This window comes from Microbacterium sp. 22179 (assembly GCF_052045715.1).
In the GTDB taxonomy this organism is placed as follows: domain Bacteria; phylum Actinomycetota; class Actinomycetes; order Actinomycetales; family Microbacteriaceae; genus Microbacterium; species Microbacterium galbinum.
Genome location: NZ_JBQEPJ010000006.1, coordinates 57,923 through 82,305 on the forward strand (window position 1 = coordinate 57,923; position 24,383 = coordinate 82,305).

The window sequence follows — 24,383 nt, forward strand, 5'->3', positions numbered from 1 at the left end:
CCATCCAGTCTATCCCTCAGCCGCGCGTCTGCCCCGACCCACGCGCCAGCCATTTCGTGCTCGTGAGCTCGGCGAGACCCATCGGGCCCCGCGCATGCAGCTTCTGCGTCGAGATACCCACCTCTGCCCCGAAGCCGAACTCGCCGCCGTCGGTGAAGCGGGTCGAGGTGTTGACCATGACGACCGCGGAATCGACCTCGGCGAGGAAACGCTCGGCGTTGCGGGTGTCGGTCGTGATGATCGACTCGGTGTGACCCGTGCTGTAGCGGCGGATGTGCGCGAGGGCCTCGTCGAGGTCGTCGACCACCTTGATCGCGATGTCCAGGCTGAGGTACTCGGTCGCCCAGTCCTCCTCCGTGGCCGGGATGACGTTCGACACGAGCCCGGCGACCATGTCGTCGCCGTGGATCGCCACGCCCTCGCTCTGCAGCGCACTGGCCACGAGGGGCACCAGACGCGGTGCCGCCTGGCGATGCACGAGAACGGTCTCGACCGCGTTGCACACGCTCGGCCTCTGCACCTTCGCGTTGACGACGATGTCGCGGGCCCAGTCGTCCGGCGCCGACTCGTCGAGAACGATGTGCACGTTCCCGGCCCCCGTCTCGATGACCGGAACGGTCGATTCCGTGACGACGGTCTCGATCAGCCCTGCGCTCCCGCGCGGAACGAGCACGTCGATGTAGCCGCGTCCGTGCATGAGCGCCGTGGCTCCGTCCCGACCGAAGTCGTCGACGGTCTGGATCGCCTCGGCGGTGACGCCGGATCGCACCAGCGCCTCCCGCATGACCTCGACGAGAACGGTGTTCGACTCACGCGCGGCGCTGCCGCCCCGGAGAACGGCCGCGTTTCCCGAACGCAGTGCGAGAGCGGCGATGTCGACCGTGACGTTCGGCCGCGCTTCGTAGATCGCGCCGACCACGCCGAAGGGCACTCGGATCTGCTCGAGCGCGACACCGTTCGGCATCCGATGCCCGCCCACCACGCGACCCACCGGGTCCGGGAGCGCGGCGACCTGGCGAACGGCGGCGGCGAGAGCCGCGACGCGCTTGTCGTCGAGGCGCAGACGGTCGATCAGCGAGTCGCCGATCCCGTTCTCGTTTCCGCGCGAGATGTCGAGCTCGTTGGCGGCGATGATGCGCTCGGCGTCACGCTCGAGTCCGAGGGCGATCTCCTCGAGAACGCGCTCCTTGTCGCCACTGGTCAGAGCGGCCGTCGCGCGCGACGCCTCCTTCGCGCGCTCGAGGCGCACCTGCGGGGTCTGATCGGTCATCCGCCCAGTCTAGGGCGCACCGATCCCGCTCAGACGGCGGGCTCGAACCAGGTGCCGACCTCGGCGCCCGAGAGCGCCCGATCCACCAGATCGGCACTCGTCACCAGCACGCCGATCCCCGACGCGGCCGCGAGCCGGGCGGCGGAGACCTTGGTGGCCGCTCCCCCGGTGCCGACGCTGTTCACGACCGTCGCCCCGAACTCGAGTCCGCTCAGATCGGCATCCGCGGCGATCACGTCGATCGGCTCGGCGCCGGGATCGGAGGGCGGGCGCGTGTAGAGCGACTCGATGTCGCTGAGCAGCACGAGAGCGTCGGCTTCGATCAGCTGAGCGACGAGGGCTCCCAGGCGGTCGTTGTCGCCGAAACGGATCTCCTGGGTCGCCACCGTGTCGTTCTCGTTGACGATCGGGAGCACGCGCAGCCCGAGAAGGCGCTCCATCGCGCGACGGGCGTTGCTGCGCGAGGTGGGGTTCTCGAGATCACCGGTCGTCAGCAGCACCTGGCCCGCGACGATGTCGAACGGACGCAGCGCCTCCTGGTACCGATAGACGAGGATGTTCTGACCGACGGCCGCGGCCGCCTGCTGGGTCGCGAGATCGGTGGGGCGGGCGTCGAGACGCAGGAACGGGATGCCGGACGCGATCGCACCGGACGAGACGAGGACGACCTCGGTGCCCCGCCCGTGCGCGGCCGCGAGGGCCTCGACGAGAACGGGGATGCGCCAGGACGCCTCACCGCTGATCGACGACGATCCGACCTTGACGACGATGCGCGCAGCCGTGGCGAGGTCTGCACGCGAGCGTGCGGTCACTCGCCCTCTTCGCGATAGGCGGCGAGGCGCTGGGCCTCGACCTCCGCGCGCGCCGCGGCCTTGGCATCCATTCGCTCGTAGTAGTTCTCACGACGCTCCGACGTCGTGCGTCGCGCATTCGGCGCGAGACGCGGGTCGGTCCCTCGCGGGGCCGTCATGAGTTCGGCGGCCGAGGTCATCGTCGGCTCCCAGTCGAAGACGATACTGTCGCCCTCGCCGATGACGACGGTCGATCCCTGCACCGCGCCGAGGCGGAAGAGCTCGTCCTCGACGCCCAGCTTCTCGAGCCGGTCCGCGAGGTAACCGACGGCCTCCTCGTTCTGGAAGTCGGTCTGCTGCACCCACCGCACGGGCTTCTCGCCGATGATGCGGTAGACGTTGCCGTAGGTGCCGCCCTCGACCCGGATCGTGAACTCCTTCTTGGAGCCGCGCGGACGGATGACGACGCGCTCACGGGGCACCTCGACAGCGGCCTGCTCGGCGCGCACCTTCTCGACGAGCTCACCGAGAGCGAAGGTCAGCGGACGCAGACCCTCGTGCGAGACGGTGGAGATCTCGAAGACGCGGAATCCGCGCTCCTCGAGATCGGGGCGGACGAGCTCGGCGAGATCACGCGCCTCGGGCACGTCGATCTTGTTCAGGGCGACGAACTGCGGGCGCTCCAGCAGAGGGGTCTGCCCCTCGGGCACCTCGTAGGCGGCCAGTTCGGCGAGGATGACGTCGAGATCGGAGAGCGGGTCGCGCCCCGGCTCGAGCGTGGCGCAATCGAGCACGTGCAGCAGCGCGGAGCAGCGCTCGACGTGGCGCAGGAACTCCAGCCCGAGACCGCGCCCCTCGCTGGCACCCTCGATCAACCCGGGCACATCGGCGACGGTGTAGCGCGCGTCGCCGGCCTGCACGACACCGAGATTCGGGTGCAGCGTCGTGAACGGGTAGTCCGCGATCTTCGGCCGTGCGGCCGAGATCGCGCCGATCAGGCTCGACTTGCCGGCCGAGGGGTATCCCACGAGTGCCACGTCGGCGACGGTCTTGAGCTCGAGGACGACATCGCCCTCGTACCCCGGCGTACCCAGCAGCGCGAAGCCCGGAGCCTTGCGCTTGGGCGACGAGAGAGCAGCGTTGCCCAGGCCGCCCAGGCCGCCCTTCGCCACCACGAAACGCTCGCCCGGGATGATCATGTCGATCAGCACGTCGCCGTCGGTGTTCTTCACGACGGTTCCGACGGGCACCGGAAGCTCGAGGTCCTCCCCCATGAACCCGGCACGGTGATCGCCCATGCCGAATCCGCCGTTGGGCGACGAGCGGTGCGGAGAGTGGTGGTACGAGAGCAGCGTGCCGGTCTGCGGGTCGGCGACGAGGACGATGTCGCCGCCGTCTCCGCCGTTGCCGCCGTCCGGGCCACCGAGAGGCTTGAACTTCTCGCGGTGCACCGAGACACAGCCGTTGCCGCCCTTACCCGCGCGCAGGTGCAGCGTCACGGTATCGACGAACGTGACCATGTGTCGGTCTCCTCAGGTGGTAGCTGTTGCCCATCGGAATCGGTGGGCAGATACACGGACGGGGCGAGCCGAAGCCCGCCCCGAACCGGATGTCTGTTGCTGTGCGGCGATTACTCGCCTGCAGCGACGATGTTGACGACCTTGCGGCCGCCCTTCGCGCCGAACTGCACCGCACCGGCGGACAGCGCGAACAGCGTGTCGTCGCCGCCACGGCCGACGTTCACGCCGGGGTGGAAGTGGGTGCCGCGCTGACGGACGATGATCTCGCCGGCGTTGACCTGCTGGCCGCCGAAGCGCTTGACGCCGAGGCGCTGAGCGTTGGAATCACGACCGTTACGGGTGGAGCTTGCGCCCTTTTTGTGTGCCATGTCCTGGTCTCCTCGGTCTTACTTGATGCCGGTGATCTTGACGCGCGTGAGCTCCTGACGGTGGCCCTGGCGCTTCTTGTAGCCGGTCTTGTTCTTGTACTTCTGGATGATGATCTTCGGGCCGCGGAGGTTGCCGATGACCTCGGCGGTGACCTTGACCTTGGCCAGCTTGTCGGCGTCGGTGGTCACCGTAGCGCCGTCGACGAGCAGCACAGCGGCAAGCTCGATCTTCTCGCCCTGGGCAGCCTGCACACGGTCGAGCTGAACGATCGTGCCGACCTCGACCTTCTCCTGCCGCCCACCGGCGCGCACTACTGCGTAAACCACTTCATACCTGTTTCGTTGGGGAGCTCGCGGCTCCGAGAATCTCACGGGAAGACTGTTGCTTGCATGCGCCGCGGGGCGACGGGTGCGAATGCAAGACTCTCCGCTTCGACCGACGAGGACGACGCGGCATACGCACCAAGGGACTACTTTACCGGATGCCGGAGCCACTCGCAAAGTGAGCCGAGGGGTGTGTCCGGTCATAGGCTTGCGGGATGACCGTTCTCGTCGACGACCCGCTCTGGCCCGCGCACGGACGCCTGTGGGCGCACCTCGTCAGCGACGAGAGCCTCGACGAGCTGCACGCGTTCGCGCTCAGCCACGATCTCCCCCCGCGCGCCTTCGATCTGGACCACTACGACGTGCCGGAGGAGAGCATCCCCCGGCTCGTCGCCGGCGGCGCCCAGCACGTCGGCGGCAAGGAGCTCGTCCGGCGCCTGATCGCCTCAGGCCTCAGGATCCCCGCTCGCGACCGGCGCTGACGCCTCGCCGTTCACCGATACGGGGGTTCCGGTGAGCGCCGCGGTGCTGACCCGACGGCGTCCACGACCCTGTCCCGGTGCCTTCGGCTCCGGGAGGGCGTCGAGCACCGAGTCGAGCAGCTGCTCGGCCTGGCTGCGCGGCGCGGGCTTGCGATCCGCCCCACGCTTCTTGCGGGGCTTCTTCGCGCGCTCCGGCGCCTCGACCGGCGCCTCGTCGACGACGACCGCGTCGCCGGCACCCTCGGCGGGAGCCTTCGTGGATGCCGCGATCTGCGCGAGGGCCGACTTCGCACCCTCGGGGATGCTGTGCGTCACGTTCGCAGCGGGCGGGGCGCTCTGGCTCTGTCCGCCACCGTTGCCACCGCGCTGACGGCGGCCGCTCTGGTTGTTGCCGTTGCCCCCGTTGCCGTTGCCACCGTTTCCGTTGGAGCGGTGCTTGACGACGGGGTCGTGGTGCACGATCACACCGCGGCCGGCGCAGACCTCGCACGCCTCGCTGAAGGTCTCGAGGAGGCCGAGGCCGAGCTTCTTGCGGGTCATCTGCACGAGACCGAGCGAGGTGACCTCGGCGACCTGGTGCTTGGTGCGGTCGCGGCTGAGGCACTCGATGAGACGGCGCAGCACGAGGTCGCGGTTGGACTCGAGCACCATGTCGATGAAGTCGACCACGATGATGCCGCCGATGTCGCGCAGGCGCAGCTGGCGGACGATCTCCTCGGCGGCCTCGAGGTTGTTCTTGGTGACCGTCTCCTCGAGGTTGCCGCCGGAGCCGACGAACTTCCCGGTGTTGACGTCGACGACGGTCATGGCCTCGGTGCGGTCGATCACGAGCGAACCGCCCGACGGCAGCCAGACCTTGCGGTCGAGCGCCTTCTCGATCTGCTCCGTGATCCGGAACGCGTCGAAGGGGTCGGCGGCGTCTTCGTACGACTCGACGCGCTCGAGGAGGTCGGGGGCGACGCTCTCGAGGTAGGAGCGGATCGTGCGCTGTGACTCCTCGCCCTGGATGAGCATCTTCGTGAAGTCCTCGTTGAAGACGTCGCGGACGATCTTGACGAGCAGGTCGGGTTCGGCGTGCAGCAGCGCGGGAGCCTGCTGGCTCTCGACCTGCTTCTGGATGTGCTCCCACTGCGAGGTCAGACGCTGCACGTCGCGCGTGAGCTGGTCCTCCGTCGCGCCCTCGGCGGCCGTGCGCACGATGACGCCGGACGACTCCGGCAGCACCTCCTTGAGGATGCGCTTGAGACGCGCGCGCTCGTTGTCGGGCAGCTTGCGGCTGATGCCGTTCATCGAACCGCCGGGGACGTACACGAGGTAGCGGCCGGGGAGCGAGATCTGGCTGGTCAGGCGGGCGCCCTTGTGGCCGACCGGGTCCTTGGTGACCTGCACGAGCACGCGGTCGCCCGGCTTGAGGGCGAGCTCGATGCGACGGGGCTGGTTGCCGGTCTCGACGCCGTCCCAGTCGACCTCGCCGGAGTAGAGCACGGCGTTGCGGCCACGGCCGATGTCGACGAAGGCGGCCTCCATGCTCGGGAGCACGTTCTGCACACGACCGAGGTAGACGTTGCCGATGAGGGAGGCGTCCTGGTTGCGCGCGACGTAGTGCTCGACGAGGACCCCGTCCTCGAGGACGCCGATCTGCGTGCGGCCGTTCTTCGATCGGACGACCATCTTGCGGTCGACGGATTCGCGGCGGGCGAGGAACTCGGCCTCGGTGACGACCGGACGACGGCGACCGGCGTCTCGTCCGTCACGGCGGCGCTGCTTCTTGGCCTCGAGACGCGTGGAGCCCTTGATCGCCTTCGGCTCGGTGATGTACTCGACGACGCGCTGGCGCTGACGGGGAGCATCGCGCTGGTCGTCGCCCTCGGATCCGCCACGACGGCGGCGTCCGCGACGACCGCCGTCGGCATCGTCGAGCTCGCGCTCGGGAGCCGGGCCACGACCGGGGCGTGCCGGCAGCGGCACGATCTCGGGGGCGTAGAAGTGCAGCTGGGTGGAGACCTGCGACACGAACACCTCGGGGAGCAGACCCAGCGACACGGCGGTGACCGCGGCGGGCTCCTCGGGAGTGGCAGGTGCCTCGGGAGCGGCGGGTGCCTCGGGAGCGGTGGGCTCCTCGACCGAAGGCTCCTCGGCGGCGGACTTCTCCTCAGCCGAGGGCTCCTCTGCCGCGGACTCTTCCTCGGCGCCGGGCTCTTCCTCGGCCGCGGACTCGTCCTCGGCCACGAGGGTCTCCTCGACCTGTGCGACCTCTGCGGGAGCATCCGACTCGGCCGGGGCTTCGTCTTCCGGAGTCTCGCCCTCGGGAGTCGGGGACTCCGTCAGCTCTTCCGCGGCGTCAGCCGGGAAGTCGAGGGTAGGGGTGTTGTTGTCATTGTTCTCATCGGCCATCTCTGGCTTGCTCCCTGCGCGGATCACCGGAGTGTTCCGCGAAACTCATGCGGCACCCGCGGGTGCCGCGAACTCACTCGATCTGCGACCGGCTCGTAGCTCTGGTCGCGTGGGGCATGGGCCCCGAAGTCTGCGTCGACACGTGTCACGGCTGGGCCGCTCATCGCGTCACAGGCCATTATCGCACCAAGTTCCGCAGAATGCGGCATCCGTGCACGTCCGGAGATTTTCTCCGGCCCCGTTCTCGCCCGATCCATAGCCGTCGCTGAGATAATCCTCAGATGAGCGAGCAGCGCACCCGCCCCGTCATCTTCGCCGTCTGGCTGATCATCGCGAGCGTGATCGGCTGGTTCGCCGCCTTCCAGCTCACGGTCGAGAAGTTCGTGCTCCTCGCCGACCCGGACGCCGCGCTGTCGTGCGACCTGAGCGCCTTCATCCAGTGCGGCAAGAACCTCGAGTCCTGGCAGGGATCGGTGTTCGGCTTCCCGAACCCGATCCTCGGCCTCACCGGGTGGATGGCACCCCTCGTCGTCGGTGTCGCGATCCTCGCCGGCGCCCGCTTCCCGCGCTGGTTCTGGGCCCTCTTCGGCGTCGGCATCACCTTCGCCTTCGGCTTCGTCTGCTGGCTCATCTCGCAGAGCATCTACGACCTCATCGTCCTGTGCCCGTGGTGCATGGTCACGTGGGCCGTGACGATCCCGACGTTCTTCGCCACCATGCTGCATCTCACCCGCAACGGCACCTTCACCCGCCACGAAGGGGCGCAGCAGCGGGCCGACAAGCTCATGGCGTGGGTGCCGCTGGCTACGGTCATCGCCTACGCGATCATCGTGCTGATGGCGCAGACCAAGGGCATCGACTTCCTCGGCGAGATGGTGCGCATCATCACCGGCGGCTGACTCCGCACATGAGAAAGGCCCGTCCGCTTCCGCAGCGGACGGGCCTTTCTCATGGAGTGCGACTCAGTCGAACCAGATGCCGAGCTCGCGTGCGGCGCTCTCGGGGCTGTCCGAGCCGTGCACGAGGTTCTGCTGGACCTTGAGGCCCCAGTCTCGGCCGAAGTCGCCGCGGATCGTGCCGGGGGCTGCGGTCGTCGGGTCTGTCGTGCCGGCGAGGGAACGGAATCCCTCGATCACGCGGTTGCCGGCGAGGCGGATCGCGACCGACGGCCCCGACAGCATGAACTCGAGGAGCGGCTCGTAGAACGGCTTTCCCTCGTGCTCGGCATAGTGCGCGGCGAGCAGGTCGCGGTCGGGCTCGACGAGGCGGATGTCGACGAGCGCATAGCCCTTCGCCTCGATGCGGGCGAGGATCGCGCCGGTGAGGCCGCGAGCGACGCCGTCGGGCTTGACGAGGACGAGGGTTTCTTCGGTGGCCATGTCATTCACTCTCTGTCTGAGTCTCGGTCGAGGGCTCGGTCGGGCGTTGTGCATCCACCCGCGCCCCCTTGATGGTCGCATACGCCCACATGCCGCCGAAAATCAGGACGACGAACAGGATGGACGGAACCAGGATCGCGGACAGGGCGATGATGACCTGCACGATCCACCCTGCGGTGATGGCCCAGGGCCGGGTGATCATCCCGGCGATGGCGATGCAGACGAGCGCCATCACGATGCCGCCCACGATCCCCCACCACTGCGGGATGGCCGGCGGGAGCGAGCGCAGTCCGAAGATCGTGAGTCCGACGAGGAACACGACGATCGACTCGAAGCCGAGCACGACCGGCGCGAGCTTCTGCACGAGGGTACGAGGTGGCCGTGGCGGCCGTGGAGCGCGTCCGCCGGCGGCACTGGAGGTCATGCGCGCCACCCGGACTTCCAGTCCTCTTCCTCCGCGAGGGCGATCGCCTCGCCCGCGAGCACGACCGATCCGGCGATGACCACCGCTCGGCGGTCGTTGGACGCGGCCCACTCCCGCGCGGCATCGGCCGCATCGGCGAGGGTCGGATGCACGGTGGCGCGCTGACCCGTCTGCTCGACGAGGTCGGCGATCACATCGGCGTCCGACGCGCGATCGGAGTCGGGGGCCGTGGCGAAGACATGCGCCGCCGCAGGAGCGAGCTGCGCGACGATGCCCGCGGCATCCTTGTCGGCCAGAACCCCGAGCACCACACCCCACTCGTCGAAGTCGAAGCTGTCGTCCAGCGCCTGCACGAGCGCTTTCGCGCCGTGCGGGTTATGGGCGGCGTCGACGACGACGGTCGGGGCGACACCCAGCAGCTGCAGGCGGCCGGGCGACGTGGCGCCCTGCAGACCCTCCGACATGATGTCGTCGGCGATCCGCTGCGCCGCTCCACCGATGAGCGACTCGACCGCCGCGACGGCGAGGGCGGCGTTGTGGCCCTGGTGGGCGCCGTAGATCGGCAGGTACTCCTCGACGTAATCGCCGGCCAGGCCGCGGATCGTGAGCAGCTGCCCGCCGACCGCCAGCTTCTGCTCGGCGAGGCCGAAGTCGTCGCCTTCGAAGGCGATCGTCGCTCCCCGCTCGGCGGTGACTCGGCGCAGCACCTCGGCTGCCTCGGCCGGCTGCTGCGCCGAGACGACGGCTGCGCCGTCCTTGATGATGCCGGCCTTGACCTCGGCGATCTTCGCGATCGTGTCGCCGAGGCGGTCCGCGTGATCGATGTCGATGGGCGAGAACACGGCGACGTCGCCGTCGGCCGTGTTGGTCGAATCCCATTCGCCACCCATGCCCACTTCGAGCACGAGCACGTCGACCGGAGCATCCGCCACGGCGACGAAGGCGAGCACCGTCAGCAGCTCGAAGAACGTCAGCGGCGCGTCGCCCGCCGCCTCGAGCTCGGCGTCGACGATCTCGACGAACGGGGCGATCTCGTCCCAGGCGTCGGCCACGGCGGCGTCGTCGATCGGCTCGCCGTCGATCATGATGCGCTCGGTGAAACGCTCCAGATGCGGGCTCGTGAAGAGTCCCGTGCGCAGACCGTGCGCGCGCAGCAGACTCTCGATCATCCGGGCGGTCGACGTCTTGCCGTTCGTCCCGGTGATGTGCACGACGCGGTAGGTGCGCTGCGGGTCGTCGAGGAAGGCGAGGATGCGCGCGGTGCGCTCCTTGCGCGGCTGCACCCAGCGCTCCCCCGCGCGCCCCAGAAGGGTCTCGTAGACGGCATCCGCCCGTTCGCGAGCACTCATGCGGCACCGCCGATCCGGGACACGGCGATCGTGAAGGCCGCACGGTTCGCGTACGTGCCCTTCGCGATGTCGGCGATGAACTCGGCCCCTGCGACGGGGCGGTCCTCCCGGTGCAGCGAGTGCTCGACGGCCAGCGTCTCCCCCGCCACATCCGCGATCTCGAACGCGGAGGCGACGGCATCCGCGTCCTCCTCGCTCGCGAACCGCAGGTCCAGGCGGATGCGGTCGCTCACGTCGAAGCCGGCGTTCTTGCGCGTCTCCTGCACGGCGCGGATCACATCGCGCGCCAACCCCTCGGCCTCGAGCTCCGGGGTCGTCCGCGTGTCGAGCAGCACGAAGCCTCCGGTGGGCACGATCGCGAGGGCCTCGCCCTCGGGGCGACCCGTCGTCTCGAGCACCAGCTCGTACTCGGCCGGTTCCAGGGCGATGCCTCCGGCCGTGACCACACCGTCGACCTCCGACCAGTCGCCGGAGCGCGCGGCCTGGATGGCCTTCTGCACCTCTTTGCCGAGGCGCGGTCCGGCCGCTCGCGCGTTCACGCTGAGGCGGTGGTCGATGCCGTAGTCGTGGGCGGTGGTGTCGGCGAGTGCCACGAGCTCGACCGACTTCACGTTCAGCTCCTCGCGCAGGATGTCCTCGAACTGCCCCAGCGTCGAGGCGAGCGGCGACACGACGGTGAGGCGCGCGAGCGGAAGACGCACACGCAGCTTCTCCTTCTTGCGCAGCGCGTTGCCGACGCTCGAGAGTTCGCGGACGGCATCCATCGCGTCGCGGATCTCGTCGGCGGCGGGGAACGCCGCGGCATCCGGCCAGTCCTGCAGGTGCACGCTGCGCCCGCCCGTGAGTCCCTGCCAGACGCGCTCGCTGATGAGCGGCACGAGGGGCGCGGCGACGCGGGTGAGCGTCTCGAGCACGGTGTAAAGCGTGTCGAAGGCCTCGCGGCTCTTCGGGTCCTCGCCCACACCCACCCAGAAGCGGTCGCGCGAGCGGCGGATGTACCAGTTCGTCAGCACCTCGGCGAAGTCGCGCAGGCGACCGGCTGCGGTGGTCGAGTCGAGCCCTTCGAGGTCGGCGCGCACCTCGCGCACGAGGTCACCGAGGCGCGCGAGGATGTATCGGTCGAGCACGTCGGTCGAATCGGTGCGCCACGACGCCTCATACCCGTCACCCGATGCATTCGCGTAGGTGGCGAAGAAGTACCACGAGTTCCACAGCGGCAGCAGGAACTCCCGCACGCCCGAGCGGATGCCCTCCTCCGTCACCGCGAGGTTGCCACCGCGCAGCACCGAGCTCGACATGAGGAACCAGCGCATCGCATCGGAACCGTCTCGATCGAGCACCTCGGAGACGTCGGGGTAGTTGCGCAGCGACTTCGACATCTTGTAGCCGTCGCTGCCGAGCACGATGCCGTGGCAGCTGACGCCGGTGAAGGCCGGGCGGTCGAACAGCGCGGTCGACAGCACGTGCATCACGTAGAACCACCCGCGGGTCTGCCCGATGTACTCGACGATGAAGTCGGCGGGTGCGTGCGTGTCGAACCACTCCTGGTTCTCGAACGGGTAATGCACCTGGGCGTACGGCATCGAGCCCGAGTCGAACCACACGTCGAACACGTCCTCGATGCGGCGCATCGTGCTCTTGCCGGTGGGGTCGTCGGGGTTCGGACGCGTCAGGTCGTCGATGTACGGGCGGTGCAGGTCGATCTCACCCTCGGGATTGCGCGGCAGCGTACCGAAGTCGCGCTCGAGGTCCTCGAGCGAACCGTAGGCGTCGACGCGCGGGTACTCGGGGTCGTCGCTCTTCCAGATCGGGATCGGCGATCCCCAGTAGCGGTTGCGGCTGATCGACCAGTCGCGCGCGCCCTCGAGCCACTTGCCGAACTGGCCCTGCTTGACGTTCTCGGGCACCCAGGTGATCTGCTCGTTGTTCGCGAGCATGTCGTCCTTGATGTCCGTCACACGGATGAACCAGCTCGACACGGCCTTGTAGATTAGGGGGTTCCGGCAGCGCCAGCAGTGCGGGTAGGAGTGCTCGTAGCTCTGCAGACGCACGAGGCGGCCGTTCTCGCGCACCACACGCACGAGCGGGGTGTTCGCGTCCATCCAGAGCTCACCGGCGACGTCGGTCACGCTCGGCAGGAAGCGCCCGCCGTCGTCGAGCGACAGGATCGTGGGGATGCCGGCGGCACCCGCGACCCGCTGGTCGTCCTCACCGTAGGCCGGGGCCTGGTGGACGATGCCGGTGCCGTCGCTCGTCGTGACGTAGTCGTCGACCAGGATGCGCCAGGAGTTCTCGGTGCCCCAGACCTCGGCATCCGCGTAGTAGTCGAAGAGCCGGTCGTACCTGACGTCCTGCAGCTCGGATCCGCGAACGGATGCCTCGACCGCGGCGAGCGCCTCCTCGGCGCTCTCGTAGCCGAGATCCTTCGCGTAGCCGCCGAGCAGTTCGCGGGCGAGAAGGTAGCGGTGGGCGGAGGCCTCGACCGCGGCATCCGCGGATCCTGCGACCTGGTGCACGTCGGCCGCTCCGTTCGGGCCTGCCGGCACGACGACGTACTCGATGTCGGGACCCACGGCGAGCGCGAGGTTGGTCGGGAGGGTCCACGGCGTGGTCGTCCACGCGAGGGCGCGCACGGCGGTGAGGCCGAGTGCTTCCGCCTTCGCGCCCGCGAGCGGGAACGTGACGGTGACGGACGGGTCCTGACGCATCTGGTACACGTCGTCGTCCATACGCAGCTCGTGGGCGCTGAGCGGCGTCTCGTCACGCCAGCAGTACGGGAGCACGCGATAGCCCTCGTAGGCGAGGCCCTTGTCGTACAGGGTCTTGAACGCCCAGAGCACGCTCTCCATGTACCCGAGGTCGAGCGTCTTGTACCCACGGTCGAAGTCGACCCAGCGGGCCTGGCGGGTGACGTAGTCCTGCCACTCGCGCGTGTAGGCGAGCACCGAGCTCTTCGCCTTGTCGTTGAAGACGTCGATGCCCATCGACTCGATCTCGCTCTTCTCGGTGATGCCGAGCTGCTTCATCGCCTCGAGCTCGGCGGGGAGCCCGTGGGTGTCCCACCCGAACACGCGGTCGACCTTGTGACCGGTCATCGTCTGGAAGCGCGGGAACACGTCCTTGGCGTAGCCGGTGAGCAGGTGGCCGTAGTGCGGCAGGCCGTTGGCGAACGGAGGGCCGTCGTAGAACACCCACTCGGGCGAGCCCTCACGCTGCTCGATCGAGGCGCGGAAGGTGTCGTCCGTCTTCCAGAACTCGAGCACCTCCTCCTCGATCCGGGGGAAGCGGGGGCTGGGCGCGACGGAGGCGTCGGCGGCGGGGCCGAAGGAGGAACGCGGGTAGGTCATCGTGTCTCGCAGTGGTCGTCGTGGCGGATGCTCCTGCGAGGACGACCCTGCCGGGCCGCGGTACCACCTCGCGTGCGTTCCCGCCCCTCTCGGTGCGTTCACGCCACTCTCACTGCGGCTGTGACGGGCCTGCCCCGCTCGGTTCTACTGAGCCCGTCGCCGGGCCGTTCTTCCGAGAGCTCCCCGGTGATGCCGGATCGATGCTCGTACTTCCAGTGTACGCGTCCCGGCGGGCCTGCGGGATCCCGTGAGTGTCGGCGCTCCGCCCTACGCTCGAGGAATGGCCCGCTCCCCCGAGACCCCCGTCGCACCTCGCGTCTCGCCTCCCGACCTCCCCGATCACCTCGACGCCGCCGTCGCCGCGCGCAACGCCGACCTCATCGCCGCACGTATCGAGCTCGCAGGCGACGCCGACCTCGCCTACGCCTCGCTCGAGCAGTGCGTCGTGACCGCGGATGCCGACACGATCGACCTCACGGGGGCCACCGTGCTCGACGTCGACGTCACCGGCATCCGCGCCGCGTCGGTCAAGCTCCGCGGCGCCGGCATCCGCCGCCTGCGGGTGACCGGCGGCCGCATCGGCACGCTCGATCTCAGCACCACCCGGGTGTCCGAGCTCGAACTCCGCGATCTCCGCATCGACTACCTCAACCTGGGAGCGGCCCGCGTCGAAGACCTCGACGTGATCGGATGCCGCATCCGCGCTCTCGACATGCCCCAGGCGGAGCTCACCCGGGTGCGCTTCACGGATTCGGCGAGCGACGAGGTCGACACCCGCGGCATGCGGGCGACCGATGTCGATCTGCGCGGACTCGACGCCCTCGCCTTCCTCGACGCGAACAGCCTGCGCGGCACGACGCTCACGGCTTTCCAGGTGCAGCACCTCGCCCCTGTGTTCGCCGCGGGGCTCGGCATCCACGTCACCGACTGAGCGACCCGATCAGGGTCGGCGGACGCCGCTCGCCGCGAGCAGCTCCCGGGTGAACGGATGCTGCGGAGCCGCGAACACCTCGGCGACCGCCCCCTGCTCCACGATCCGGCCGCCCTGCATCACCAGGACGTCGTCGGCGACCGCTGCCACGACGTCGAGGTCGTGGGAGACGAAGACCATCGTCAACCGCCTTTCGCGCTGCAGCCGGTGGAGCAGACGCAGCACGCGCTCCCGCACCGAGGGATCGAGCGCCGAGACCGGCTCGTCGAGCACCAGCACGTCGGGATTCGCCGCGAGCGCGCGGGCGATCGCCGCGCGCTGCCTCTGCCCGCCGGAGAGCTCCGACGGGCGACGCCGGGCCAAGGACGGATCGAGATCGACTTCACCGAGAAGGGCCGAGACGCGCTCCCGACGTTCGGCACGCGGTACGCCGCCCGCCGCGAGCGCCTCGTGCAGGGAACGGCCGACGCTCCAGCGCGGATCGAAGGCGCCGAGCGGATTCTGGTGAACGAACTGCACCCGGTGCGCCCCGTTCCAGCGGATGCTCCCGGTATCCGGCGCCTGCACCCCCAACAGCACCCGTGCGAGCGTGGTCTTGCCCGATCCGGATTCCCCGACGATCCCGAGTGTCGTTCCCTGGCGCACGTCGAACGAGACATCGACGACGGCGGGAACCCCTGCGAACGCCACCGAGACCCGCTCGGCCGAGGCGACCGTTTCACCGCCGGCATCGCCCGCCTCACGGGGCTCGTGCAGGGTCGCGGCGATGAGTTGCCGCGTGTACGGATGCTGCGGCTCCTCGAGCACCTCGGCGACGGCGCCCTCCTCCACGATCTCTCCGTCGCGCATCACCAGCACGCGGTCCGCGAGCAGGCGCACGGCGGCGAAGTCGTGGCTGATGAAGAGAACGGCGGTACCGGCATCCGCGATCTCCCTCAGCAGACCGAGGATCTTCGCCTGCACGGTGGCGTCGAGCGCCGTGGTCGGCTCATCGGCGATGAGTGCGGCGGGCCCGGCGGCGAGCGCCGAGGCGATGAGCGCTCGCTGGCGCAGACCGCCCGAGAGTTCGTGCGGATACTGGCGCACGCGACGCTCGGGGTCCGGCATCCAGACCCGGTGCAGCAGCGCGAGCACCCGATCCCGCAGGGCGCCGCCCGCCCGCGCGTGCAGGCGCAGAGGCTCCGCGATCTCCGATCCGATGCGCTGCAGCGGGTCGAGGGCCACGAGGGCGTCCTGCGCCACCAGGGCGACGCGCGCCCCGCGCACGCTTCGCCATCCGCGCTCGTCGAGGCCGCGCACGTCCGTGCCGCCGACGCGCATCACGTCGGCAGTGACGGCGGCTCGGCGGGGAGCGAGCCCGAGAAGCGCCCGGGCGGTGAGGGACTTCCCCGCTCCGGACTCACCCACGATCGCGACGCACTCGCCGGGTGCCACCGTGAGCGACACCCCGTCCACGACCGCGGCACCGTCGATCGTGATGCGCAGGCTGTCCACCTCGATGACCGGCACGCTGTTCTCGCTCATCGCCCGTTCCCCTCCGCGCGCGCCCGCAGCACACGACCGACGATCGTCGCCGCGACCACCGTGACGGTGATGGCGATACCGGGGAACACGGAGATCCACCAGGCCTGGCCGAGCACGTTCCGACCGCCCGCGAGCATGAGGCCCCACTCCGGTGTCGGCTCCGCCGGGCCGAGCCCGAGGAAGCTGAGTCCGGAGGCGGCGAGGATGCTCGACCCGATGCCGATCGTCGCCAGCACGCTCAGCGATCCGAGCACGCCGGGGAGGACATGCCGCCAGAACGCCACCAGACGCGGCACGCCGAGGATGCGGGCGGCCTCCACGTGCTCGGCGACGCGGAGGGTGCGCGTCTGCACGCGGGAGAGTCGGATGTACACCGGTACCGCGGCGAGCGTGACGGCGATCGCGACGTTCACCGGCCCCGGCCCGAGCACGGCGATCACGACGAGCGCGACCAGGAACTCGGGAAATGCCATGAGCACGTCGTTCACCCGCATCAGCGACACGTCGACCCAACGGGGTGCGAGACCGGCGACCGCTCCGATGGCGAGCCCGGCCACGAGCGCGATCGCCGTGGCGAGCAGCCCGATACCGACCGAACGCGCGGCGCCGAACACGACCCGGGAGTACACGTCGCGGCCGCTCTGGTCCGTGCCGAAGAGGTGGTCCGCACTCGGCGGGAGCAATGCTCCCCGCACATCGGTGAGCACGGGGTCGTGCGTCGCGAGGACTCCGGGAAAGGCGGCGGCGAACGCGATGAGGCACAGCACCCCGACGGCCGTCCACAGCAGCACCCGCTGCGCGCGGTTCATCGGCTCGCCCCACGGTCGACCGCGCGCACGCGCGGGTCGATGAGCGGATGCACCAGCTCCACGATGACGTTCACGATCACGAACACGAGCGCACTGAGCAGGATGATGCCCGAGATCACGGGGAGGTCGCGGTCGCTGATCGCGGCGAGCGTCACCCGTCCGAGCCCCGGCCGCGCGAAGACGGTCTCGACCAGCACCGCCCCGCCGAGCACCGATCCGGTGAGGTAGGCGGTCAGCGTCACGGCTCCCGCTGCCCCGTGGCGCAGACCGTGCCGCAGCGTGAACCACCCCGCACTCGCACCCCGAGCGCGCACGGTCTCGGCGAACGGCATCCGCTCGGCCTGCACGAGGCCGTCGCGCAGCACCTGCCCGAGCAGTGCCGCGACGGGCAGGGCGAGCGTGATCGCCGGAAGCACGATCGTGGCGGGGTTGCGCGCGCCCGACACGGGGAACCAACCGAGCCCGAACGCGAACACGCTCAACAGCACCAGCCCGATCCAGAAGACCGGCGACGAGAGCACGACCAGCTCGACACCCGTCGCGACCGCACGCGCTGTCTCCCCGCGCACGAGCAGCGCGACGGAGAGGGCGATCACGACGGCGATGAGCAACGCGAGCGCCGACAGCTGCAGGGTCGCCCCGAGCTGCCGACCGATGACCTCCGCCACCGGCATCCGCAACTGATACGACTCCCCCAGGTCCCCGCGCACCAGCCGGCCGAGATAGTCGACGTACTGCTCGAGCGGTGGACGATTCAGACCGAGGTCTTCCCGGATGCCGTCCTTCACCGCTTCGCTGACCTGCGCCTGGGGGCCGAGCATCACCGAGACCGGATCACCGGGGATCACGCGGAAGGCCAGGAACGCCACCGTCGCGGCGCCCCACAGCACGACCACCACGGATGCGACGAGACCGGCGATCTTCGCGAGCGCAGCCTTCACCGCTCTCCTCTCACCGCCGTGCGTCGACCCGGGTCAGCCGACCGTCACATCGTAGAACAGCGGCCGACCGTAGAGGTCGTACGAGAGTCCGTCGATGCGCTCGCCGACCGCGGTGATCGCTGACGGGCTGTAGAGCGGCACGATCGCCGTGTAGGTCGCGTTCCATTCCTGCAGCTGCGTGTAGATCGCATTGCGCTGGTCCTGGTCGCTGGTGGCCACGGCCTGCTCGAGCAGCCCGTCGACCTCGGGATCGGTGACCTGCGAGGCGTTCTGGAATCCGTCGGTGTGCAGGTGCGCGCGCAGGAAGTCGGGGTCGACGCCCGAGAAGCCCCAGTCGGTCAGGTCGAACGTCTTCGGTCCGTACTGCTCGTTGTAGGCGCCCGGCTCGAGCACCTCGCGCTCGACCTCGAAGCCGATCTTCTTCAGGTCGGACTGGATCGCGTTCGCGAGGGCCGCGCGGTCGTCGGGCACCGGCGTCCACGCGATCCAGCGTGCCGAGAGACGCGCGCCGTCCTTCATGCGGATGCCGTCGGTGTCGCGCTCGGTCCAGCCGGCTGCGTCGAGGAGGCGGTTCGCCTCGTCGGGGTCGAACGCCCAGGTGCCCTCGAGAGCCGCGTCGTAACCCGGCGTCGTCGAGCTCAACACGCTCCAGGCGCGGGGGAACTGGCCGAAGAAGATCTCCTCGACCGCGGGGTCGATGTCGATGCCGCGGGCGAACGCCTGGCGCACCTTGTCGTCGGCGAACACGCCGTACTTCTCGTTGAGGTAGAGCGAGTACGGGAGGCCCGGGTACTCGACGGAGTCGACGCTCACACCGTCGCCGAGGTCTCCGGCGAGGTTCGGCGGGATGTTGCTCGCGAGGTCGGCCTCGCCGCTGGTCACGACGCCCGCACGGACGGATGCCTCGGGCTGGATCTCGACGCGCAGCGTCTCGAACTTCGGGGCCCCCTCGCCGTGCGGACCCCAGGCGTAGTCGTCGTTGCGCGTGTACACGAGCTCCTGGTCGGGCGTGTACTCGGTGAGCTCGAACGGCCCGGTGCCGACGGTGATCCCGGGACCACCGGCCTTGAGCTGATCGGCGGAGTCGGCGAGGACGGCCGGCGAGTAGAACCCGAGCTGGGGCGTGCTGGCCGCCTGCAGGAAGGGAGCGTAGGGCTGGGTGAAGCTCACCGTCACCGTGTGGTCGTCGACGACCTCGGTACCCGCGTAGAAGTCGGCGCCGAGCATGCTCGCCGCCTGCGCGGATGCGGTCTCCGGGTCGACGATGCGGTCGAAGTTCGCCTTGACCGCCGCCGCGTCGAAGGGCTCGCCGTCGGTGAAGGTGACGTCGTCGCGCAGCGTGAAGGTGTACTCCGTGCTGTCGTCCGACACGGTCCAGTCGGTCGCGAGCCACGGGGAGAACGTGCCGTCCTCCTCCTGGAAGACGAGGGAGTCGAGCACCGCGCGCTGCACCGTGCCCGACACGTCGAGCTGGCTGACCTGCGGGTCCATGTGACCGGCGGAGAGGTTCGCACCCTCGATCGACCACACCACCTCGCCGTCACCGTCCTGTCCACCGGGGGTGGCGCAGGCGCTGAGCGCCAGGGCGGTCACGGCGACGATCGCCGCGGCGGGGAGAAGACGGCGCACGGATGCTGCGGGCATGACGATTCCTCAGAACGAAAAATGGGGTGACATCAGTCTAGGACCGATTCTTGGACTGGGTCGATTTGCGACGGCATCCGCTCGCGTGCGCCCTCGCTAGACTGGTGGGCACACCCACACTCAGGCACGCTCACACAGTGCCGCATACATCGCTCGAGGAGACCCTTCATGCCTGCTTCCGAAATCGCGCAGAACCAGATTCCCGACAAGCCCGCACTCGAAGGTCTCGAAGCGAAGTGGGATGCCGCCTGGGCGGAGCAGGGCACCTACCTGTTCGACCGCCTGCGGGCGGCGCAGTCCGGCCGCGACGGCGTGTACTCGATCGACACCCCGCCGCCGACCGCATCCGGCAGCCTGCACATCGGTCACGTGTTCTCGTACACGCACACCGACGTCAAGGCGCGCTTCGAGCGCATGCGCGGCAAGACGGTGTTCTACCCGATGGGCTGGGACGACAACGGCCTCCCGACCGAGCGCCGCGTGCAGAACTACTACGGCGTGCGCTGCGACCCGTCCCTGCCGTACACCCCCGACTTCACTCCCCCGTTCGAGGGCGGCGACAACAAGTCGAGCCGTGCCGCCGACCAGCTGCCGATCAGCCGCCGCAACTTCATCGAGCTGTGCGAGCGCCTCACCCTCGAGGACGAGAAGCAGTTCGAGGCGCTGTTCCGCCAGCTCGGCCTGAGCGTGGACTGGACGCAGACGTACCGCACGATCTCGGACGACACGATCCGCCAGAGCCAGCTCGCCTTCCTGCGCAACATCGAGCGCGGTGAGGCGTATCAGGCCCTCGCGCCGACGCTCTGGGACATCGACTTCCGATCCGCGATCGCGCAGGCCGAGCTCGAGGACCGCGAGCAGCAGGCCGCCTATCACACGATCGAGTTCCCCTTCGCGGACGGATCGGGGTCGATCGCCATCGACACCACCCGCCCGGAACTGCTCCCCGCATGCATCGCGATCGTGACGCACCCCGAGGGCCCGCACAAGCACCTGATCGGCACGAAGGTGCGCACGCCCTTCTTCGGCGCCGAGATCGAGATCCACGGTCACCACCTCGCTCAGCCCGACAAGGGCACGGGAGCCGCGATGGTCTGCACCTTCGGCGACGTGACCGACATCATCTGGTGGCGCGAACTGCGCACCGCCGCCGGCGAGTCGCTGCCGAACATGACCACGATCGGCCTGGACGGTCGCTTCCTGCCGGAGGCGCCCTCGACCGTCGCCGACGCCGACGCCCGCGCCTGGTACACCGAGGAGGTCGCCGGCAAGACGGTCTTCAGCGCCCGCAAGGCGATCGTCGAGAAGCTGCAGGAGACCGGCGACATGACCGCGGTCGGCAAGCCGTTCAGCCACGCGGTGAAGTTCTTCGAGAAGGGCGACCGCCCGCTCGAGATCGTGTCGACGCGCCAGTGGTACATCCGCAACGGCGCCCGCGACGGCGACCTGCGCGAGCAGCTGCTCTCGCACGGCACCGAGCTGAACTGGTACCCCGACTTCATGCGCGTGCGCTACGAGAACTGGGTCGGCGGGCTCACGGGCGACTGGCTCGTGTCGCGTCAGCGCTTCTTCGGCGTGCCGATCCCGCTCTGGTACGGACTCGACGAGAACGGCGAACGCGACTACGAGCGCGTGATCGTGCCGGATGCCGCGTCGCTTCCGATCGACCCGACCACCGACGTGCCCGACGGTTACACCGAGGACCAGCGCGGCGTCGCGGGGGGCTTCGACGCCGAGGCCGACATCTTCGACACCTGGGCGACCTCCTCGCTCACCCCGCAGCTCGCCGGCGGCTGGCAGCGCGACGAGGAGCTGTGGAACCTCACGGCCCCGTTCGATCTGCGACCGCAGGGTCAGGACATCATCCGCACCTGGCTCTTCTCGACCATGCTGCGATCCGTGCTCGAAGACGGCCGCTCGCCGTGGCGCAACGCCGCGATCAGCGGTTTCATCGTCGACCCCGACCGCAAGAAGATGTCGAAGTCCAAGGGCAATGTGGTCACGCCCGCCGACATCCTCGAGACGCACGGATCGGATGCCGTGCGCTACTGGTCCGCATCGAGCCGCCTCGGCGCGGATGCCGCCTTCGACCCGCAGAGCCCGACGCAGGTGAAGATCGGTCGTCGCCTCGCGATCAAGGTGCTGAACGCGGCGAAGTTCGTGCTGTCGTTCCCGGTGCCCGAAGGCGCTCAGGTCACGCACGCCCTCGACGCTTCGATGCTCAGCGCGCTCGACGGAGTGATCGCCGAGGCCACCGCCGCGTTCGAGAACTACGATCAGGCCCGTGCGCTCGAGATCACCGAGGCGTTCTTCTGGACGTTCTGCGACGACTACCTCGAGCTGGTGAAGGAGCGCGCCTACAACCAGAACGACGTGGGACAGGCATCCGCCGCCCTCGCGCTGCGCCTCGCCCTGTCGACCCTGCTGCGGCTGCTCGCGCCCGTGCTGTCGTTCGCGACCGAAGAGGCGTGGTCGTGGTTCGAGGAGGGCTCGGTGCACACCGCAGCCTGGCCCGAGGCTCTCGGCATCGAGGGCGACACCGCCGTATTGTCGGCCGCGAGCGAGGCGCTGATCGGTATCCGCCGTGCGAAGACCGAGGCCAAGGCGTCGCAGAAGACTCCGGTGTCGCGTGCGGTGATCGCGGCGCCTGCCGCGAAGCTCGTCGCTCTCGAAGCCGCCGCCGACGATCTGCGGGCCGTGGGCCGGATCGCCGAGCTGGAGTTCGTGGAGGCGGATGCTTTCGCCGTCACCGCCATCGAGCTCGCACCGACCGAGGCCTCCTGATGCAGCTGGGCACGCGCTGGGCGACCGGTTCCGAGGCTCCCGCATCGGTTCCCGCGGCTCTCCGTCCCGCGATCGCCGAGGTCGAGTCGCGCGGAGTCACCGGTCACTGGACACTCACCTGGCTCGAGGGGCGTGCGATCGCCGAGCTCGACGCCGGCTGGGAGGTTCTGCAGTCGGCAACGGGTGAGGTCATCGCCCGCCCGTTCGAGGACTGACGCCCTGCAGTCATCGTGAGAGGCCCCTCCGCCCACCGGCGGAGGGGCCTCTTGCGGTTTCCGCGGGAAGCCCCGACGATGTGGGCATGACCGCCTTTCCTGACAGTCCGTTCGGCGCGGTGGAGCGCCTCACCCTCGATCCCGCTCCTCTGGCGGTGATCCGGCACGAGGGCATCCGCATCGCAGACCTTCGCGACGCCTTCGACACCGGCTACGGCGCGATCGCCGCCTACTTCCACGACGGCACGCTCGTGCCGGCGGGGCCCGCCGTGGCGATTTACTACGGAGACCCGATGGGCGTCTTCGACCTGGAGCTCGGCTTCCCCGTCGCCACGGCGCCGACGGATCCACTGATCACCGCGAGCGGCGCGTCGGTGCAGGCGTCCATCCTTCCATCCGGCGACGCCGCCGCGACCACGCACATCGGATCGTACGACGGTCTCGGGCGGGCGTGGATGGGTCTCGCCGAGAGAGCCGGCGTGGAGGGCCTGCACCACCGGGGGATCTGGATCGAGGTCTACGTCTCCGACCCGACCGAGGATCCCGAAGAGCTGCGCACCGACCTCATCCTGCCGGTCGCCTGAGGTCCCGTCGTCCGGAGGTCACGCGCTCTTGCGCTTGCGCTCCATCACGATGGTGGGAGGCGCGCCTTCGTCGACGGCGGCACGGGTCACGATCACCTTGGCGACGTCTTCGGCCGAGGGGATCTCGAACATGATCGGACCGAGCACGTCTTCGAGGATCGCGCGCAGGCCCCGAGCGCCGGTCTTGCGCTCGACGGCGAGATCGGCGATCGAGCGGAGCGCGTCTTCTTCGAACTCAAGCTGCACGCCGTCGAGCTCGAACATGCGCTGGTACTGCTTCACGAGCGCGTTGCGCGGGCCGGTGAGGATGTCGATCAGGGCATCCTGATCGAGCGGAGAAACCGAGGCGATCACGGGCAGACGGCCGATGAACTCGGGGATCAGACCGAACTTGTGCAGGTCGTCGGGCAGCACCTCGCTGAAGAGATCGAGGTCCTTGCCCTTATCGTGCAGCGGGGCGCCGAAGCCGATGCCGTGCTTGCCGACGCGTGCCGAGACGATGTCTTCGAGACCCGCGAACGCTCCGGCGACGATGAACAGGACGTTCGTGGTGTCGATCTGCAGGAACTCCTGGTGCGGATGCTTGCGTCCACCCTGAGGCGGCACCGAGGCGACCGTGCCCTCGAGGATCTTGAGCAGCGCCTGCTGCACGCCCTCGCCCGAGACGTCCCGGGTGATCGACGGGTTCTCGGCCTTGCGGGCCACCTTGTCGATCTCGTCGATGTAGATGATGCCCTGCTCGGCACGCTTGACGTCGTAGTCCGCCGCCTGGATGAGCTTGAGGAGGATGTTCTCGACGTCTTCACCGACGTAGCCGGCCTCGGTCAACGCGGTCGCATCGGCGACGGCGAACGGCACGTTGAGGCGCTTGGCGAGCGTCTGGGCGAGATAGGTCTTGCCGCACCCGGTCGGCCCGATGAGCATGATGTTGCTCTTCGCGATCTCGACCTCGTCGGCCTTCTGCTCCGCCGGCTGCAGCGTGCTGTGCGCGCGGGTGCGCTTGTAGTGGTTGTAGACGGCGACGGCGAGCGCCTTCTTGGCGGGCTCCTGACCGACGACGTACTCCTCGAGGAACGAGAAGATCTCGCGGGGCTTGGGCAGATCGAAGTCCGTCACTCCCTCGGCGGAGGACTCGGCCATCCGCTCCTCGATGATCTCGTTGCACAGCTCGACGCACTCGTCGCAGATGTACACACCGGGGCCAGCGATGAGCTGCTGCACCTGCTTCTGGCTCTTTCCGCAGAACGAGCACTTGAACAGGTCAGCGCTTTCACCGATACGGGCCATGCGCGTCCTCCTATGG

21 protein-coding genes are annotated in these 24,383 nt (G+C 69.3%); 6 read left to right on the forward strand and 15 right to left on the reverse strand.

The features are described from left to right. Positions 1 to 16 precede the first annotated feature (16 nt). From ACTJKK_RS13640 to rplU, 5 genes are all read right to left on the reverse strand, one after another. Complete coding sequence (locus ACTJKK_RS13640) at positions 17 to 1,270, reverse strand: glutamate-5-semialdehyde dehydrogenase (RefSeq protein ID WP_440748407.1); 1,254 nt, start codon at positions 1,268 to 1,270, stop codon at positions 17 to 19. Between the two features lie 29 nt (positions 1,271 to 1,299). Continuing rightward, positions 1,300 to 2,082 carry a glutamate 5-kinase gene (gene proB / locus ACTJKK_RS13645; RefSeq protein WP_247631998.1) on the reverse strand — a complete coding sequence of 261 codons (783 nt, stop codon included), beginning with the start codon at positions 2,080 to 2,082 and terminating at the stop codon, positions 1,300 to 1,302. Further along, positions 2,079 to 3,581 (reverse strand): GTPase ObgE, encoded by a 1,503-nt coding sequence (gene obgE / locus ACTJKK_RS13650; RefSeq protein WP_247622161.1) that lies wholly within the window; start codon positions 3,579 to 3,581, stop codon positions 2,079 to 2,081. Before obgE ends, proB begins: the two co-directional genes overlap by 4 nt. Before the next feature lie 110 nt (positions 3,582 to 3,691). Next, on the reverse strand, positions 3,692 to 3,949 hold the full coding sequence (gene rpmA / locus ACTJKK_RS13655; protein WP_247622160.1) for a 50S ribosomal protein L27: 258 nt from the start codon (positions 3,947 to 3,949) through the stop codon (positions 3,692 to 3,694). Between the two features lie 18 nt (positions 3,950 to 3,967). Then, positions 3,968 to 4,276, reverse strand: coding sequence for a 50S ribosomal protein L21 (rplU, locus tag ACTJKK_RS13660; RefSeq protein ID WP_247622159.1), 309 nt, complete (start codon positions 4,274 to 4,276; stop codon positions 3,968 to 3,970). Positions 4,277 to 4,488: 212 nt separating this feature from the next. On the opposite strand from rplU, the gene ACTJKK_RS13665 reads away from it, so the two are divergent. Then, positions 4,489 to 4,755: a DUF4031 domain-containing protein gene (locus ACTJKK_RS13665; protein WP_247622158.1), complete on the forward strand. Its 267-nt coding sequence runs from the start codon at positions 4,489 to 4,491 to the stop codon at positions 4,753 to 4,755. On the opposite strand, the gene ACTJKK_RS13670 is transcribed toward ACTJKK_RS13665, so the two are convergent. Further along, complete coding sequence (locus tag ACTJKK_RS13670) at positions 4,720 to 7,149, reverse strand: Rne/Rng family ribonuclease (RefSeq protein ID WP_440748408.1); 2,430 nt, start codon at positions 7,147 to 7,149, stop codon at positions 4,720 to 4,722. The genes ACTJKK_RS13665 and ACTJKK_RS13670 overlap by 36 nt on opposite strands. A gap of 281 nt (positions 7,150 to 7,430) precedes the next feature. On the opposite strand from ACTJKK_RS13670, the gene ACTJKK_RS13675 reads away from it, so the two are divergent. After that, entirely contained in the window at positions 7,431 to 8,048 is a 618-nt protein-coding gene (locus ACTJKK_RS13675; RefSeq protein ID WP_247631995.1) for a vitamin K epoxide reductase family protein, read from the forward strand. Positions 8,049 to 8,111: 63 nt separating this feature from the next. On the opposite strand, the gene ndk is transcribed toward ACTJKK_RS13675, so the two are convergent. Genes ndk through ileS form a run of 4 tightly spaced genes read right to left on the reverse strand, consistent with a single transcriptional unit; the run spans position 8,112 to position 13,648 of the window. Further along, positions 8,112 to 8,528 carry a nucleoside-diphosphate kinase gene (gene ndk / locus ACTJKK_RS13680; RefSeq protein WP_067120383.1) on the reverse strand — a complete coding sequence of 139 codons (417 nt, stop codon included), beginning with the start codon at positions 8,526 to 8,528 and terminating at the stop codon, positions 8,112 to 8,114. A gap of 1 nt (position 8,529) precedes the next feature. Then, positions 8,530 to 8,892, reverse strand: a complete 363-nt coding sequence (locus ACTJKK_RS13685; protein WP_440748409.1) for a DUF4233 domain-containing protein — start codon at positions 8,890 to 8,892, stop codon at positions 8,530 to 8,532. A 56-nt stretch (positions 8,893 to 8,948) separates the two neighbouring features. Further along, complete coding sequence (locus ACTJKK_RS13690; protein WP_440748410.1) at positions 8,949 to 10,301, reverse strand: bifunctional folylpolyglutamate synthase/dihydrofolate synthase; 1,353 nt, start codon at positions 10,299 to 10,301, stop codon at positions 8,949 to 8,951. After that, positions 10,298 to 13,648: an isoleucine--tRNA ligase gene (gene ileS, locus ACTJKK_RS13695; protein ID WP_440748411.1), complete on the reverse strand. Its 3,351-nt coding sequence runs from the start codon at positions 13,646 to 13,648 to the stop codon at positions 10,298 to 10,300. The genes ACTJKK_RS13690 and ileS overlap by 4 nt, the downstream gene beginning before the upstream one ends. Before the next feature lie 280 nt (positions 13,649 to 13,928). On the opposite strand from ileS, the gene ACTJKK_RS13700 reads away from it, so the two are divergent. Next, the gene (locus tag ACTJKK_RS13700) at positions 13,929 to 14,579 is read left to right on the forward strand and encodes a pentapeptide repeat-containing protein (protein ID WP_440748412.1); all 651 of its coding nucleotides are present in this window, start codon (positions 13,929 to 13,931) and stop codon (positions 14,577 to 14,579) included. A gap of 9 nt (positions 14,580 to 14,588) precedes the next feature. On the opposite strand, the gene ACTJKK_RS13705 is transcribed toward ACTJKK_RS13700, so the two are convergent. The 4 genes from ACTJKK_RS13705 to ACTJKK_RS13720 are packed head-to-tail and all read right to left on the reverse strand — an operon-like array spanning position 14,589 to position 19,497. Beyond that, a complete protein-coding gene (locus tag ACTJKK_RS13705) occupies positions 14,589 to 16,103 on the reverse strand; it encodes an ATP-binding cassette domain-containing protein (RefSeq protein ID WP_440748413.1) in 1,515 nt (504 codons plus the stop codon). After that, the gene (locus ACTJKK_RS13710) at positions 16,100 to 16,912 is read right to left on the reverse strand and encodes an ABC transporter permease (protein WP_440748414.1); all 813 of its coding nucleotides are present in this window, start codon (positions 16,910 to 16,912) and stop codon (positions 16,100 to 16,102) included. Before ACTJKK_RS13710 ends, ACTJKK_RS13705 begins: the two co-directional genes overlap by 4 nt. Then, on the reverse strand, positions 16,909 to 17,853 hold the full coding sequence (locus ACTJKK_RS13715; RefSeq protein WP_440748415.1) for an ABC transporter permease: 945 nt from the start codon (positions 17,851 to 17,853) through the stop codon (positions 16,909 to 16,911). The genes ACTJKK_RS13710 and ACTJKK_RS13715 overlap by 4 nt, the downstream gene beginning before the upstream one ends. Before the next feature lie 33 nt (positions 17,854 to 17,886). Next, positions 17,887 to 19,497 (reverse strand): ABC transporter substrate-binding protein, encoded by a 1,611-nt coding sequence (locus ACTJKK_RS13720; RefSeq protein WP_440748416.1) that lies wholly within the window; start codon positions 19,495 to 19,497, stop codon positions 17,887 to 17,889. Between the two features lie 168 nt (positions 19,498 to 19,665). Between ACTJKK_RS13720 and valS the strand changes: the two genes are divergently transcribed. From valS to ACTJKK_RS13735, 3 genes are all read left to right on the forward strand, one after another. Then, positions 19,666 to 22,281 carry a valine--tRNA ligase gene (gene valS / locus ACTJKK_RS13725; protein WP_440748417.1) on the forward strand — a complete coding sequence of 872 codons (2,616 nt, stop codon included), beginning with the start codon at positions 19,666 to 19,668 and terminating at the stop codon, positions 22,279 to 22,281. Next, positions 22,281 to 22,496 carry a hypothetical protein gene (locus ACTJKK_RS13730; protein ID WP_247622146.1) on the forward strand — a complete coding sequence of 72 codons (216 nt, stop codon included), beginning with the start codon at positions 22,281 to 22,283 and terminating at the stop codon, positions 22,494 to 22,496. Before valS ends, ACTJKK_RS13730 begins: the two co-directional genes overlap by 1 nt. 86 nt (positions 22,497 to 22,582) lie before the next feature. After that, entirely contained in the window at positions 22,583 to 23,080 is a 498-nt protein-coding gene (locus tag ACTJKK_RS13735; RefSeq protein ID WP_440748418.1) for a GyrI-like domain-containing protein, read from the forward strand. An 18-nt stretch (positions 23,081 to 23,098) separates the two neighbouring features. Here ACTJKK_RS13735 and clpX read toward each other — a convergent pair whose 3' ends face one another. Next, positions 23,099 to 24,367 (reverse strand): ATP-dependent Clp protease ATP-binding subunit ClpX, encoded by a 1,269-nt coding sequence (clpX, locus tag ACTJKK_RS13740; RefSeq protein ID WP_440748419.1) that lies wholly within the window; start codon positions 24,365 to 24,367, stop codon positions 23,099 to 23,101. Positions 24,368 to 24,383 lie beyond the last annotated feature (16 nt).

Bases quoted from the DNA above. Each gene is read 5' to 3' on its own strand.
- ACTJKK_RS13665 (WP_247622158.1), top strand. From the start codon at position 4,489: ATGACCGTTCTCGTCGACGACCCGCTCTGGCCCGCGCACGGACGCCTG.
- ACTJKK_RS13690 (WP_440748410.1), bottom strand. From the start codon at position 10,301: ATGAGTGCTCGCGAACGGGCGGATGCCGTCTACGAGACCCTTCTGGGG.
- clpX (WP_440748419.1), bottom strand. From the start codon at position 24,367: ATGGCCCGTATCGGTGAAAGCGCTGACCTGTTCAAGTGCTCGTTCTGC.
- ACTJKK_RS13710 (WP_440748414.1), bottom strand. From the start codon at position 16,912: ATGAACCGCGCGCAGCGGGTGCTGCTGTGGACGGCCGTCGGGGTGCTG.
- ACTJKK_RS13670 (WP_440748408.1), bottom strand. From the start codon at position 7,149: ATGGCCGATGAGAACAATGACAACAACACCCCTACCCTCGACTTCCCG.
- ndk (WP_067120383.1), bottom strand. From the start codon at position 8,528: ATGGCCACCGAAGAAACCCTCGTCCTCGTCAAGCCCGACGGCGTCGCT.
- ACTJKK_RS13730 (WP_247622146.1), top strand. From the start codon at position 22,281: ATGCAGCTGGGCACGCGCTGGGCGACCGGTTCCGAGGCTCCCGCATCG.
- ACTJKK_RS13735 (WP_440748418.1), top strand. From the start codon at position 22,583: ATGACCGCCTTTCCTGACAGTCCGTTCGGCGCGGTGGAGCGCCTCACC.
- ACTJKK_RS13720 (WP_440748416.1), bottom strand. From the start codon at position 19,497: ATGCCCGCAGCATCCGTGCGCCGTCTTCTCCCCGCCGCGGCGATCGTC.
- ACTJKK_RS13700 (WP_440748412.1), top strand. From the start codon at position 13,929: ATGGCCCGCTCCCCCGAGACCCCCGTCGCACCTCGCGTCTCGCCTCCC.
- ACTJKK_RS13640 (WP_440748407.1), bottom strand. From the start codon at position 1,270: ATGACCGATCAGACCCCGCAGGTGCGCCTCGAGCGCGCGAAGGAGGCG.
- rpmA (WP_247622160.1), bottom strand. From the start codon at position 3,949: ATGGCACACAAAAAGGGCGCAAGCTCCACCCGTAACGGTCGTGATTCC.
- ACTJKK_RS13675 (WP_247631995.1), top strand. From the start codon at position 7,431: ATGAGCGAGCAGCGCACCCGCCCCGTCATCTTCGCCGTCTGGCTGATC.
- obgE (WP_247622161.1), bottom strand. From the start codon at position 3,581: ATGGTCACGTTCGTCGATACCGTGACGCTGCACCTGCGCGCGGGTAAG.
- ACTJKK_RS13705 (WP_440748413.1), bottom strand. From the start codon at position 16,103: ATGAGCGAGAACAGCGTGCCGGTCATCGAGGTGGACAGCCTGCGCATC.
- ileS (WP_440748411.1), bottom strand. From the start codon at position 13,648: ATGACCTACCCGCGTTCCTCCTTCGGCCCCGCCGCCGACGCCTCCGTC.
- valS (WP_440748417.1), top strand. From the start codon at position 19,666: ATGCCTGCTTCCGAAATCGCGCAGAACCAGATTCCCGACAAGCCCGCA.